This window comes from Pseudoalteromonas luteoviolacea, from assembly GCF_001750165.1.
GTDB lineage: Bacteria > Pseudomonadota > Gammaproteobacteria > Enterobacterales > Alteromonadaceae > Pseudoalteromonas > Pseudoalteromonas luteoviolacea_G.
The window spans coordinates 893,490-905,928 of sequence record NZ_CP015411.1; the positions used below are offsets into that span (position 1 = coordinate 893,490).

13 protein-coding genes are annotated in these 12,439 nt (G+C 42.8%); 5 read left to right on the plus strand and 8 right to left on the minus strand.

What is annotated here, in order from left to right; all coding sequences use genetic code 11:
* Positions 1-15: 15 nt before the first annotated feature.
* Positions 16-528: a DUF1566 domain-containing protein gene (locus S4054249_RS03725; protein WP_046357012.1), complete on the plus strand. Its 513-nt coding sequence runs from the start codon at positions 16-18 to the stop codon at positions 526-528.
* Positions 529-572: 44 nt separating this feature from the next.
* Here the strand turns inward: S4054249_RS03725 and S4054249_RS03730 are convergent, their stop codons facing one another.
* The 3 genes from S4054249_RS03730 to S4054249_RS03740 are packed head-to-tail and all read right to left on the minus strand — an operon-like array spanning position 573 to position 2,911.
* Positions 573-1,166 carry a Crp/Fnr family transcriptional regulator gene (locus S4054249_RS03730; RefSeq protein ID WP_230851795.1) on the minus strand — a complete coding sequence of 198 codons (594 nt, stop codon included), beginning with the start codon at positions 1,164-1,166 and terminating at the stop codon, positions 573-575.
* 37 nt (positions 1,167-1,203) lie between these two features.
* On the minus strand, positions 1,204-2,070 hold the full coding sequence (locus S4054249_RS03735) for a DMT family transporter (RefSeq protein ID WP_046357011.1): 867 nt from the start codon (positions 2,068-2,070) through the stop codon (positions 1,204-1,206).
* A 22-nt stretch (positions 2,071-2,092) separates the two neighbouring features.
* On the minus strand, positions 2,093-2,911 hold the full coding sequence (locus S4054249_RS03740) for an arylamine N-acetyltransferase family protein (RefSeq protein ID WP_046357010.1): 819 nt from the start codon (positions 2,909-2,911) through the stop codon (positions 2,093-2,095).
* Between the two features lie 184 nt (positions 2,912-3,095).
* Between S4054249_RS03740 and S4054249_RS03745 the strand changes: the two genes are divergently transcribed.
* Together S4054249_RS03745 and S4054249_RS03750 are read left to right on the plus strand one after the other, a co-directional pair.
* Positions 3,096-3,737: an NAD(P)-dependent oxidoreductase gene (locus S4054249_RS03745; RefSeq protein ID WP_046357009.1), complete on the plus strand. Its 642-nt coding sequence runs from the start codon at positions 3,096-3,098 to the stop codon at positions 3,735-3,737.
* A 163-nt stretch (positions 3,738-3,900) separates the two neighbouring features.
* Positions 3,901-4,386 carry a MarR family winged helix-turn-helix transcriptional regulator gene (locus S4054249_RS03750; RefSeq protein ID WP_046357008.1) on the plus strand — a complete coding sequence of 162 codons (486 nt, stop codon included), beginning with the start codon at positions 3,901-3,903 and terminating at the stop codon, positions 4,384-4,386.
* A gap of 5 nt (positions 4,387-4,391) precedes the next feature.
* On the opposite strand, the gene S4054249_RS03755 is transcribed toward S4054249_RS03750, so the two are convergent.
* From S4054249_RS03755 to S4054249_RS03775, 5 genes are all read right to left on the minus strand, one after another.
* Positions 4,392-6,344 carry a BCCT family transporter gene (locus S4054249_RS03755; protein ID WP_046357007.1) on the minus strand — a complete coding sequence of 651 codons (1,953 nt, stop codon included), beginning with the start codon at positions 6,342-6,344 and terminating at the stop codon, positions 4,392-4,394.
* A gap of 410 nt (positions 6,345-6,754) precedes the next feature.
* Positions 6,755-7,603: a substrate-binding periplasmic protein gene (locus tag S4054249_RS03760; protein WP_046357006.1), complete on the minus strand. Its 849-nt coding sequence runs from the start codon at positions 7,601-7,603 to the stop codon at positions 6,755-6,757.
* Positions 7,604-7,886: 283 nt separating this feature from the next.
* The gene (locus S4054249_RS03765; RefSeq protein ID WP_046357005.1) at positions 7,887-9,029 is read right to left on the minus strand and encodes a fibrinogen-like YCDxxxxGGGW domain-containing protein; all 1,143 of its coding nucleotides are present in this window, start codon (positions 9,027-9,029) and stop codon (positions 7,887-7,889) included.
* Positions 9,030-9,183: 154 nt separating this feature from the next.
* The gene (locus S4054249_RS03770) at positions 9,184-9,630 is read right to left on the minus strand and encodes a GNAT family N-acetyltransferase (protein WP_052961036.1); all 447 of its coding nucleotides are present in this window, start codon (positions 9,628-9,630) and stop codon (positions 9,184-9,186) included.
* Between the two features lie 47 nt (positions 9,631-9,677).
* Complete coding sequence (locus S4054249_RS03775) at positions 9,678-10,091, minus strand: rhodanese-like domain-containing protein (RefSeq protein ID WP_046357004.1); 414 nt, start codon at positions 10,089-10,091, stop codon at positions 9,678-9,680.
* A gap of 157 nt (positions 10,092-10,248) precedes the next feature.
* On the opposite strand from S4054249_RS03775, the gene S4054249_RS03780 reads away from it, so the two are divergent.
* Positions 10,249-11,139 carry a LysR family transcriptional regulator gene (locus S4054249_RS03780; protein ID WP_046357003.1) on the plus strand — a complete coding sequence of 297 codons (891 nt, stop codon included), beginning with the start codon at positions 10,249-10,251 and terminating at the stop codon, positions 11,137-11,139.
* Between the two features lie 342 nt (positions 11,140-11,481).
* Positions 11,482-12,438, plus strand: coding sequence for a hypothetical protein (locus tag S4054249_RS03785; RefSeq protein WP_046357002.1), 957 nt, complete (start codon positions 11,482-11,484; stop codon positions 12,436-12,438).
* Position 12,439: the final 1 nt, after the last annotated feature.

The following is a 12,439-nucleotide window of genomic DNA, read 5'->3' on the forward strand; positions in this document are numbered from 1 at the left end:
AAGGAGATAAAGAAGATGAAGCAATTTTTAATTTTAGCGATTAGTCTGTTACTTTTTAGTTCATATGCATTGGCTAAATGCCAAGGGGAAGAGGGAAGGTTTGAACTTGTCACAACAGATCAATATTTTGACAGGTTGACGGGCCTGATTTGGTATCGATGTCCACGTATTATGGAGAATACATCCTGTTTTAATTTCTACAACCATATGACATTTTCAGAAGCGCTTGCTGTGGCACAGCATTATTCGAATGATACCGAGAAGTGGCGTTTACCAAATATTAAAGAGCTAGTATCCATTATGGATTATGACTGTGGATCATGGCAACCCCACATAATTGAGCCTTTGATGCCATTTGGCGCTTACGATTTCTGGAGCGCAACGCCAAATAATCATCCTCACAAGGTATCTGCATGGATAATGTCACTAAATGGAGTTGTGAAAAAAATGGATTATTTTAGTAGACCTATGGATGAGGCTTCGGTTTTTCTGGTGAGAGAGCCAATAAACGATACGGAAAGAAAGTAATTTGCTGTGTAATAAAAGCCAGCCTAATAGGCTGGCTTTTATCACTACAACGCCAATTTCCTGCGAATACGGCTGAGCGCAATGGGGGTAATGCCAATATGTGAAGCGACCATTTTTAGCGGTACGCGTTCACTGAGCTCAGGATTGCGGTCAATAAAGTTTAAATACCTTTGCTCTGCACTGTGATGAACAAAGGCATATTCTCGTTCTTCTTTTTTGATAAATAGGTTTTCCAGTAAGTGCGTATAAGCTTCTAAAAACCCCGGGTGTGCTTTCATGGTATGAAAGAAAGAATGCCATTCAAACTCAAGACAGATCACATCATCTAAAGCTTCAATACTAAATAATGCGGGCGTATCTTGTGTCATAGCGCGAGTAGAACCAGCGATACAAGGTGCGCTGGCAAAGGCTTGCGTAAACTCTTTCCCCTCAGCAGAGACGTTAAAGTAGCGTACGTCTCCTTGCGTGATAAAAAATAAGTTGGGGGCGGGGCAGCCTTGGCTCATCAGCAAAGCATTTTTTGGATAGTGTTTGAGCTTGCTCTGTAAGCCGTACTTTTGAAAATCTTCGGCGCAAAGTGGCTTTGCGTCGGTACTGAAAAAAGAGACGAAATCCGCGAGTTTGTGTTGTATGTTCAAACGACATTCCTTGATGATACGACTTTATAGGAACATGTTAGGGCGCACGCGTAATCAAGTAAAGTGCAAAAAATGCAACTAATACAGCGGGTATGATAAGTATCAACTGGGGCAATCCGCCTTGCAAAAAGAGCACAAATGCGGGCACCAAATAGGTCATGGCTAAAAAAGCATTTGGGCTCACCTTTTTTAATAAGTGTTGCTGCAAAAAGAAAGTGCCCAGTGTCGTAAACAAAGTTAAGTAGATGAGCCATGTCCAAAATGTGTGGCTCTGCCAAACTAAATGTGTGAGGTCACCATAAAACAGCATAATGGGTAAAAGCAGCAGGCTACCAAGGAGTGCAATATAAAATGTGCTTGTCAGGGCTGACTGTTTGGTTGCCCACTTCTTTATCAAAAGTACGTGTATTGCGAGACAAAAACAGGCAGCTAAAAATATAGAGTCTCCATATTGCCAATTGCTTAGAGCCTGCAGGTTATTCTGCCCATTTGTGAGCATCCAGATAGCGCTGACGGTGCCAATCAAAAAACCGAGTAATTGGCTAATGCGGGTTTTAATGCCCATAAACATAAAGCTCAAAAGCACACTAATGAGTGGCAGTAAGGTATAGATGACCGCCGTTTTTTCTGCGGTAATGGTTTTTAAAGATTCAAACAAGCCGACAAAAAACAGCACTAAAAAACCACTGATCAAAGTGTATTGCCCGAATTGCTTTGCGGTTAGTTTGACGTTGTTAGAGCGCCAAACAAGCGGCGCGAGGCAAAGGCTTGTGAGGATAAATCGCAGGCAAGTCGCTGCAATCGGACTGGCGTAAGGCAGCACTTTGCCAGACACCACAAACGATGAGGAGAGTAAGCCGATCCATACAAGCAGGAGTATGGGCTGAGCGAGTGCGTGATTCATAATTTTCACCTCGGTAAAGTGATCAGCTTAGTTGTGCAGGCTTTGCAAACTTGCTGAACAAATAGGCGGAGATTGCCTCATCAATATTGAGCGAAAACACCCCTGTAAGCAGCTGGTGGAGTTGCTCGGTATTATCAATTTCGGTGACGTCGGTGTGGCTAGCGGTAATATGGTGGTATTCACCATTTCTCAGCGAGTGTGTTTCATTCAGTGCTTTTTTACTGACAACCAAGTTGTTTACAAAAGCGGCATTAGGATGCTTGTGAGAGTAAAAGTGACTTAGCTCGCAGTCTGCTTCGCTATAATGATTAAGATCAAAAGTATAGAGTGTGAAATATTCCCCATTTTTTAATACATCAAAACAATACTCTTGGGCTTTATTTTGACTTATGCGATAGGTCATGTGCCCCTGTTGCTGTGGTACATCTAACACCAGCTTAAGCGGGAATACCGCACCTTGCGGTCCAAAGCCAACATCGAGTAAATACTGTGTACCTTGGTATGTGACGAGCGTTGCTCTGTGAGTTCTTGGCACTTCTACATCTCGGTTGTATACCACCTTGGCGAGCAGCAGTTTTACTTCAAAACCTAAATTTTTCAGGACATGAAAAACCAGCTTGTTATGTTCGAAACAATATCCACCAAATTGCTTCTGGATGATTTTAGTGAACAGATGGTCGACCTCCAAAGGCAAGGGGTGTTTTAACACTGCTGATACACTGTTGAATGTATGTTTGGCCACATGTCGGCTTTGCAGCTGCGCTAAAAAGTCCGCGTCAAATGGATGCTCGGTAAGTGCTAAATCAGCCAAATAGTCGTTTACGATTTGCATGTCAGTCATGGTGCTTACTCCTTGTTTTCATTGAGTGCCCAGCTTAATCGTGAAGGGACAGGTTGTAATGAACCTAGGTTTATTCCTTTGTATTTTTATTTTTTGCAGAAATAAACCTAGGTTAATTCCTGCGATTCAAAATACTTTTAAAGTGGAGGTGTTTCTTAAGCACATAGATTGAAAGGAGAAGTACATGCGTATCACAGTATTTGGTGCCACAGGTAATATAGGTCAAGCGGTCGTCAATGAAGCAATTGCACGAGGACATCAAGTGACGGCAGTAACGCGAGATGTGCGAAAAGTGTCACAGCTACCTGCTGAAGCCTATGCGCAAGTGGGTGATGTGAATGACATTCAAGATGTGATCCGCTTGAGTGAAGGACAAGATTTGGTGATCAGTGCAACCAGACCAACGGCGGGGCAGGAAAAGCAACTTGTCGATATTGCTGAGTCTTTACTGACAGGCTTACGTGAGACACGTACACGTTTATTACTTGTTGGTGGCGCGGCTTGCTTGACGGTTCCCAACTCGAACGGTGATCTGGTTTTAAACGATACGTCGCTGGTCCCCCTAGCATGGAAAGACATCGCTCAAGCCTGCTTTGAGCAATATCAACATTGTGAAGCACATGAAAATCAGAGTTGGAGTTATGCGAGCCCCTCGGCATCGATCGGTGAAGGCGCTCGTACCGAACAGTTTAGAGTCAGTGAGGGCGAGTTATTGGTTGATGAGGCGGGTAAGTCGCATATTTCATGGCAGGACTTTGCAATTGCGCTAATTAATGAGGCTGAGTCGGCGACGTATGTGGGGAAAGTCTTTACGGCGGGTTATTAATTTAGCCATTATCGCCAAGTGCAGGTGTTTAATACTAACTTGGCTGAATACTAGTGTGTGTTTGTTGTCGTTGGGCTGTTGAGACTGATTGTGATTTCTAGTGGTTCACCGTCACTGAAGGGATTATACTGGCCAAATTGGTATTGTTAGGTAGCGCTAATAAATGGAAAAGTACGAAGAACTTTTAGTTTCAATTCGAAAGGTGATCCGCGCGATTGACTTGCACTCAAAGCAACTTAATAAGTCATCGGGTTTGACTGGTCCACAACTGTTGATTATGCAAGAGATTGCGCGTGTAAAAGGCGTCACGGCTAGCCAAATTGCGAAGCATGTTAATTTAAGTGCCGCGACGGTGACCAACATACTTGATCGTTTGGAGAACCGAGGCTTGGTAGAGCGGGTTCGCAGCGCACAAGATAAACGTCGTGTGAGTCTGTTTTTGTCTCCACAAGGGAAGAATTTATTAATTGATGCACCGCAGCCATTGCAGGAGCACTTTATACAAAACTTTTGTGAGTTAGAGGAATGGGAGCAATCTTTGTTACTCTCATCTATGCAGCGGATTGCCACCATGATGGATGCAAATGAACTCGATGCGGCACCGGTGCTTGAGATAGCACCGATGAACCAAACCGAATCGGGAAAGTAACTGTGCTACTCGCGCAGCACATTTAAAAAGTGAAGATGCTTTTGATATTGCGCTAATACATCGCTGATGATGGCGCTTTCTGACCAACCCATGATGTCATAGTTTTGGCCGCCTTCACTGAGATACACTTCGGCGCGATAATACGAGTCACTGTCTGTGACATCACTTTGCGTAAAGTCTGGTTGCAAGGCTTCACTTTTATACACACCATAAATGAAGTCGTGCTCGTCACCGTGGTGAACCGTAAGAATAACCGCAGCGCTATTTACTTTGACTTCAGCCTCGACTTGGTTGCTTTCAAATTCATCCCTGATTTTTTTCAGCGCAGGCTTGACCTCTTTTAAGATAAATTTATCAACTTTACCTTTAGCAGGCGTTGCGATAAGTAGCGCAAGGCTTTCTTGCCATGTCTGCTCATCATTGACTTGGTTGTCAAACGTCATCGGCATGGTGTGTGTACTGCGTTTGGCATCGTCAATACGCAGCGCGCGAATGAGGCCATAACAGGCGACGAGCAACACCACTGAGAATGGCAGCGCACTGACGATGGTCAGTGTTTGCAGCGCATCAAGTCCACCTGCTAAGCTCAGCGCTGCGGCGACAACGCCAACCCCAATCGACCAAAATAATCGTTGCCAAAGCGGGGTATTATTGCTGCCGTTTGAGCACAGCATGTCGATCACCATGGCACCTGAGTCACAAGAGGTGACAAAAAACACCACAATCATGATGATAGATAGGCCGATTAAAAACTCAGACAGAGGGAAGTTTTCTAAAAATACAAATAGGGCAACGGCAGAGTTGTTGCTAACCATATCTGAGATCCCTGTCATGCCTTGCTCAAAAATCATTGCCAGTGCCGAGTTACCAAATATGGTCATCCACAATAAGGTGAATGCGGTCGGAATACAGGTGACACCAATAACAAACTCTCGAATAGTTCGGCCCTTTGATATGCGCGCGATGAAGAGGCCAACAAATGGCGCCCAAGCAAGCCACCAGCCCCAATAAAAAATGGTCCAGCCGCCAATCCAATCTTTTTTCTCATACGCGAATAGGTTGAACGTAGTAGACACAATATCCGACAAGTAATCACCGACATTTTGTACATATGCTTGCAGTAAAAACACACTTGGGCCAATAAAGAAGATTAGGGCTAACAGTACTACAGCGAGTATCATATTGGTCTGGGATAGAATTTTAATGCCTTTATCTAACCCCGTCGCCACGGAGATAGATGCCAGTGCCGTAATCGTGATCATAATGATGACTTGATTTTGCACCGAGACATCAAAAGAGAACAAGTAGGCTAGTCCAGAGTTGACCTGTGCAGCGCCTAACCCCAAAGAGGTCGCGACACCAAATACTGTGCCGACAACGGCAAAAACATCGACAGCGTGGCCCATCCAGCCATGAATTCTGTCACCAATAATCGGGTAAAGTGCTGAGCGCAACGTCAGTGGTAGTTTATGTCGGTAACTAAAGTAAGCCAAAATCATCGCCACGATGGCGTAGATGGCCCAAGCATGAAACCCCCAGTGGAAAAAGGTGATCCGCATGGCTTCTTTGATGGCTTCAACAGAGCCTGTGTCTGCAGACGGCGGCGAGACAAAGTGCATCACGGGCTCTGCGACACCAAAAAACATTAAACCTATTCCCATGCCAGCGGCAAATAACATGGCCAGCCAAGTAGAAAAACTATAATCGGGGTCGGAGTGGTCAGGTCCTAATTTAATCTCGCCAAAACGTGACATGCTTAAATACACGACTAGGCCCAAAATAATGGCGACGGTTAAGACATAAAACCAACTGCCATTTTGGGTGATGGCTGATTGAGTAACAGAAAAGAGTGATGAGGCGGTTGAGGGGCTGATCACGGCAAAAATCACCAACGCCATTACAATCGCTGAGGCGCTGTAAAAAACGGGGAGATTAAGCGAAGTGTTGTCTTTTTTCATAGTGAGACTCTATTTATTAGACTACAAATTATTTTGCTTGGCTAAAAATGAAAAGAAATAGGCAACTCATAGACCAGCATCTATCTGAGACTTGAGTTGTTTGTTGATAGGCAATAACAGCGATGCTTCGCAAATATTCATATATTCCTCATTGCCTGTGTTGCTGACAGAAGCCCTTATTATTAGAGCTCTAATAGTTAGTAGTGTAACTTTTTGAGTGTGATAATTAAAGTCGTGTAACAATTTGTTTTTCTTGTTGTGGTAAAAGCTTTTTTATTTCATATGTTTAATTTTTATTTTGAATTTATTTATGTGACTTTGGGTTTTGTTGATATTTTTTATTTTTAGAGTTGGTGTGTTTTTTATTTTAAGTGTAATTATTACGCTCCTCACGCAAGAAAGCTGATACTTTATTGTATGTGATTATTCAGTGCGCCTCGCAGCATGAGTTCGAGCTCTTTTGTATAAAAAGGCACATACCTTTGAATGTAGGTGAGTCGCAGACCTTGCGCATCCAGTTCATCGAGTGCAGTTTGCCACTTTGTGACGATCGCATTAGGTGTTTCAGCGGAAAAAGCCATAAAAACGGCGTGTGGAGATAGCTGAATAGACATGGGGGTCAGTGCATCAAGTGAGTAGCCAGAAGATGCGAGTATTTCCCGAGTGTTCATGAGAGAAATTATTGTGCAGTCAAAGCGGCTTCTAGGCTGCAATAACAATTGGATGGCTTCAAGTTGGCTGTCTGTTTCGTGAAATGGGATCTGATATTGTTTGTATATTTCTGTATCCGCGACTTTGCGCTGTGATACACAGGTTGCTTGGTGGCGGCGAATGTCTCCCAACTGTTTGAATACCCTCTTATCACTTGAGCGTTTATACAAAACAGACCCGTCAAATAAAAAGGGTCCAACCCATTTAAAGGAGGGGAGCCGCTCAGGGGTCTTGGCGACTATAAGGTGTGCCCTATGGTACAAAGTGACTTTACCTGAAGGTGATATGACTCTTTTTGGAGGTTGTTTTAATATGTTTAATCCACGAGCAAAGGAGCTGACTTGCACAGGCTGGTAATGAGAAAGCCGGCTTGCTATTTGGTTGTAAATATCTGCGACAAAACCTGAGGTGACTTTGCCGTTTTCAATATAGACAAAGGGCTCAAGCGGGTGCATTGAAACGATCAGTTTGTGCTCCACTGTGTTGGCATATAAGGTATGGCTGAGGATGCCAAAGAGTAAAAAGAAGAATGACCTAGCTTGCTTCATAGTCGCTTAAATAACTTTGATGACAATTTGAGTATTGTGGTCAATTTTATATTTGTCTATTTGCACCCAGTTTTTAGCGGGTATTTACCAGCCAAGCCTTAAACACAGAGAAATAATGAGCAGTTTGAGAGCGAATTAGTTCGTCATTTACACATTGTGAGGAATTTTTATTCTGATGTTCGGGTAGAGGATATCAAGTAGAAAGTCAGCGTATGAACTTAAGCCTATGATAGGGAAATAGAGCGGTGGGCTGGTCAGGCGTATTGCCTGACCTGATGCATACTTATTTGATGTAAAACGCCCCTTGCACTGTCGGTGCACTCGTGGAGCCTGCATCAATGGCATGTAGTGCAGGGAAACGCTCACTTTCAAAGGTGATCCCGTTACCACACTGGGTTACTTGATCGCTCTTACCAACATAAGTTAGATTTGTCGTCCAAGTTGTTAAACGTGTCGGGTAATGTACTAGACCATCAATTGAATAGTTGTGCCAGTTGGATTTGGCAATGTCTCGGCAAGCAAATTTGTCACCAACCGCCACGGTGGCAAATGGGTCTTTGCCATCGACTCTTTTGATCACTGTGTCATCAAAGGTGCTTTTTGCTCTGAAGAGCGCATCACTACGTCCATCAACAAGTGCGATGATGGCATTGTGATTTAATTTTGCGCTTTGACTTAACCCCGCATGAGACATGCCTTCAAGGTTACAGGCGTTAAAGTCAGGATAGTTACATTGACCACCAATACCTGAATACTTAGAGATCATGGTCCAGCCGCCGCCTTCAGTGGCCATATCACAGTACACATCGAAGTGTGCTTCCCCGCTTGTCCCATCTGGATCTATGGTATATGTGCCACTTTTACTGGCAGGTGCATTTTGCTTTATTTCTAAACAAGACTTTGGATATTTACCATTGTCTTCACGGGTGCTTACAAATTCTAATGCAATCCAGCTTTCACCTGGGTTAGAGAGTGCTTCATTTAAGTTTTCAGAAGAAGCTGTGTGGATAAGCTCGATATAGTCACCCGCATTGAGTTCAAGTAAAAAGTTGCCTTGGTTGGTGGCATTTTCAGCGTAATTCTCAATACGTGCATACTCATAAGAGGTTGCAGAGATATCAGTTCCATTGGTTAAAATATATGTTTTTATTTGGCGTCTTGCTGATGCGCCAACGCCTGATGTTCGCCAGCTTAGAGAATAGTTAACTCGATAAATACCTGCATCTTCGACAAAAAATTTACTCCCTTGTTGCGTGATTTTGACCGAGTCAATATCAACTTGGTTAAACACATAAGGTGTTGGTGCTGATGTATTGATATTTGCATTGCCTTGGCTGTCAATAAACTGCGCGATATTGGTAGCGGCAAAACTGCCCACTGAGATAAAAGTACAGGCTAATGCTGCTGCGAGTGGTTTTATGGTCATGAGAGTTCCTTGAGATTGTAGGGTATTGATTTGTCTTTATTTTAGATTGAGGATACTCGTTTATTCTGTCATACAATATCGGAAGTTGGTTGTATGTTTGGGGTAAATTAGTATTTTATGAAAAAGTTAATGGTCGGCGTGCCTGTGGGTTGAATTACTCACCTATGGTGTAAAAAAAACGGTGTTTAGCTTTGGGTTTGGCGCCTTGTGCTAAATAGAACTGTATTGCACTTTGGTTAGTGTCAGGCGTTTGCCATTGTACTTGTTGGTATCCTCGCTTTTTTGCTAGATTGAAAATATAGTGGATCACATACTTCCCAATCCCCATACCGCGATAGGTGTCCTGAATAAATAAACAATCTAGATATAGGTACTCTTTCATATCCCAGGTTGAAAATTGCGGGATGATACTGAAATAACCGATGGTGGTGTGTTTAAGCTCAATGATAAATAGCTCGATTGGGAGCGTATCAAGCGTGTCCATGGTTTGTAGTTGGTCATCAATATGAAGTGTATGCTGTTCAAGGTGTGCATGTGCAACGAACATGCTGAGCAGTTGCGGGTGATGTGTTTTGGTTGCTGGTATGATACTGACTGTCATTATACTTCCTATTGTTAGGGCTTGTGATCATCACAAGCCCCAAGTGGTTATTGTTGTGGGTCACTTAAATGCCGATTGACCGGATATCGCTCAAAGTCTTCCCAATAGTGGATCCCGCCAATCATCTCTTTGACTTTGTAACCGAGCTGAGCCAATTTAAAGCCCGCTTTTGTGGCGCCGTTGCAACCCGGCCCCCAGCAGTACACAACAAACAAGGTATCGGGCGCAAAGGGTGCCATACGTTCGGCGGTGATCTCGCTATTGGGTATGTTGATTGCAGTAATTGCATGGCTCTTAGTAAAGGCTTGTGCTGAGCGAGTATCTACTAACACAAAATTCTGTATGCCCTGTTTGATATCGGCATAAACATCACTGCAATCCGTTTCACAGTGTAATTTTGCGCTAAAATGCGCCAGAGCCTCATTTGGTTCTGCGGTATTGTTTACATGTACATTGGCCATCTATCTTTCTCCTGTTTCGTTGGTGTAGCTAAAGCCTACTAGGAGGTATTAAGTGGGTAAATTCATCATTTCTGAACACCGTATTCGCATTTTGTGAATAGGCCTTGAAGCCTGTATGTTGTATATTTGTGGTACAGCATCAAATTAGGTTGAGCACATGGAGTTTTATCATTTAAGGTCATTTGTGGTGGTCGCTGAAACGGGCAACTTAACCAAAGCCGCAAAACAGTTATTTACTACACCGCCCGCAGTCAGTGCACATATTCGAGCATTAGAAGATGAACTTAAAACGAACTTGTTTGAGCGTACCAGCAAAGGGATGCGTTTGACGCCAAAAGGCGAGCAGCTTCGTCTGCAAGCGCAAAAAACCTTAGATAGCGCGAGAGACATGGTGAACTTGGCGGTAGCAAACGCAGAACAAATAATCGGCACCTTTAAACTGGGCTTAAACCGAGAAGCGAGTACATTACGTGTTGCTGAACTGGTCAATGCCCTGGTTGACCGCTGCCCAGGTATTGAACTGGAATTGCATGCCCTGAACACAGGACAAATCCTTGAAAAAGTAGTTAGTGGTGAGTTGGATGGCGGATTTGTTTATGGTGATGGTGTCCCAGCATTGTGTCATATCGAGTTAGCGCAACAGGCGATTACCACGATAGTGCCTACCTCATTTGATGTCTCGACGGTTCATAGCGTATACGATCTTGCAGAGTTACCTTGGATAAGCGTCGGTGAGCATTGCCCGTTTGATGTAGCCCTGAAAAAGAAGGTAAATCAGCCAGTGAAATCACAGGTGCAAAGCACAGATAACGCCTCCCGTGCAAGCTTGGTTGCAAATGGTGTTGGCGTCAGTTTTATTGAGTTGGATGTGGCGCAAGTTATGGTTGCAGCCAAACAAGCACAGCGGCTCACTTTGTTGGATTTTGAGTTACCTTTAAATTTAGTGGCGAAATCGTCAGCGCTAAATAACCCAGTGGTAAAAGCAGTATTAAAAGAGATAGGTGCTGTGTGGCAGGTAGCGATATCGAAGCATAAAGAAACCAACTGAGCAGGTCAGTTGGCTTTTAATATCGTTATCTCATAGTGTTCTTGAAATGTTAACATCCAGAACTGGAAGTAATCTGGAGACCTACATCCCACCGAGTCTAGAGGACTTTTCCACAGAGGGAAAAAATCGCAAAGAAATTTGGACTTTTTTGAGGTCTGTAAAGTGGCTCTCCAGACTTTATATTTATAGTATTTAGTACCGCACTAAAGCTGGGGAAGTTACAGGTTACGATATATTTTTTCGATAAAGCAAAGGCTTGAAGTTCAATTGTTTAGGAAACAAAGCCTTTACATTATCTTTTTTATATATATGATGTACCCGATTTTTTTTACAGGAGGTAATATGAAAAAATCTACTTTAATAGCATTTATCTTAATTCTATTTTCTAACTCATCTTTCTCAGCTACTTACATTAAAACCTGTAACAATTGCTCAATAAATAGTGTAAAGCAAAAAGCACAAAGTGCGCCTGTCAAGCGAAATTCGAGCACAGATGTTTATGTATTTGATGAGCACAATTTAAAGTCATATAAATACGTCCTTTACGAACGTCTAATTGACGACAATATTCCAATTACAGATTCTTTTAAGTCTGATGTCCCTCGAGATGTACATACTGCATTTCTAAACTATGTAAAAGCCAAAAATAAAGCAGAAACTTTTTACAAGAATTCAACTTTGTTACTCGATAAAAGTGGGAGAGTTAGTAAAAAGTTGAACGTGTCAGCAAAGAGAAGTAGAAGTTCATTTGCTAGTAATAATCAATGTGTGGCTAAAGAAGTACCTGAAAATTATAAAACGGCACACAATTATGTTAATAACTCTAGAGAGCGCAGAGTTCTATTTCATAACTTGAGAAGAGAAATAAGTGCTGATCCATATGGGCATATTGCGGTAGCAATGGTCAAATATACTCAGTTTACTTCTGTTATGGAAAGTTCATCAAACTCTTTTGTATCAATGGCAGGGAGCACTTTAAATATACTATCACCTAATAATTTTAGATTACAAACTGCTGATGGTGGGTTTATGAAGGGGTACATGGATTTTGACAAAGAAACATTTGTTGTGACGACAGCCACCGACGGTGACTGTAATGATATCCCACTATCAAAACCGAAATCATCTACTAGAACAGAGCACTCTAACTCTGGCTCAGCAAACAGAATGCTCAAAGTATTTGAAGGATATGGTGGGAAGCCCGATGTACCAGTATGTAATAATTATGGACATACTTGTACCAGAGTAAGAGGTCAAACCGGGTGGCATTGCAATTATGTTTGTTTCCAGTGGCAATAAA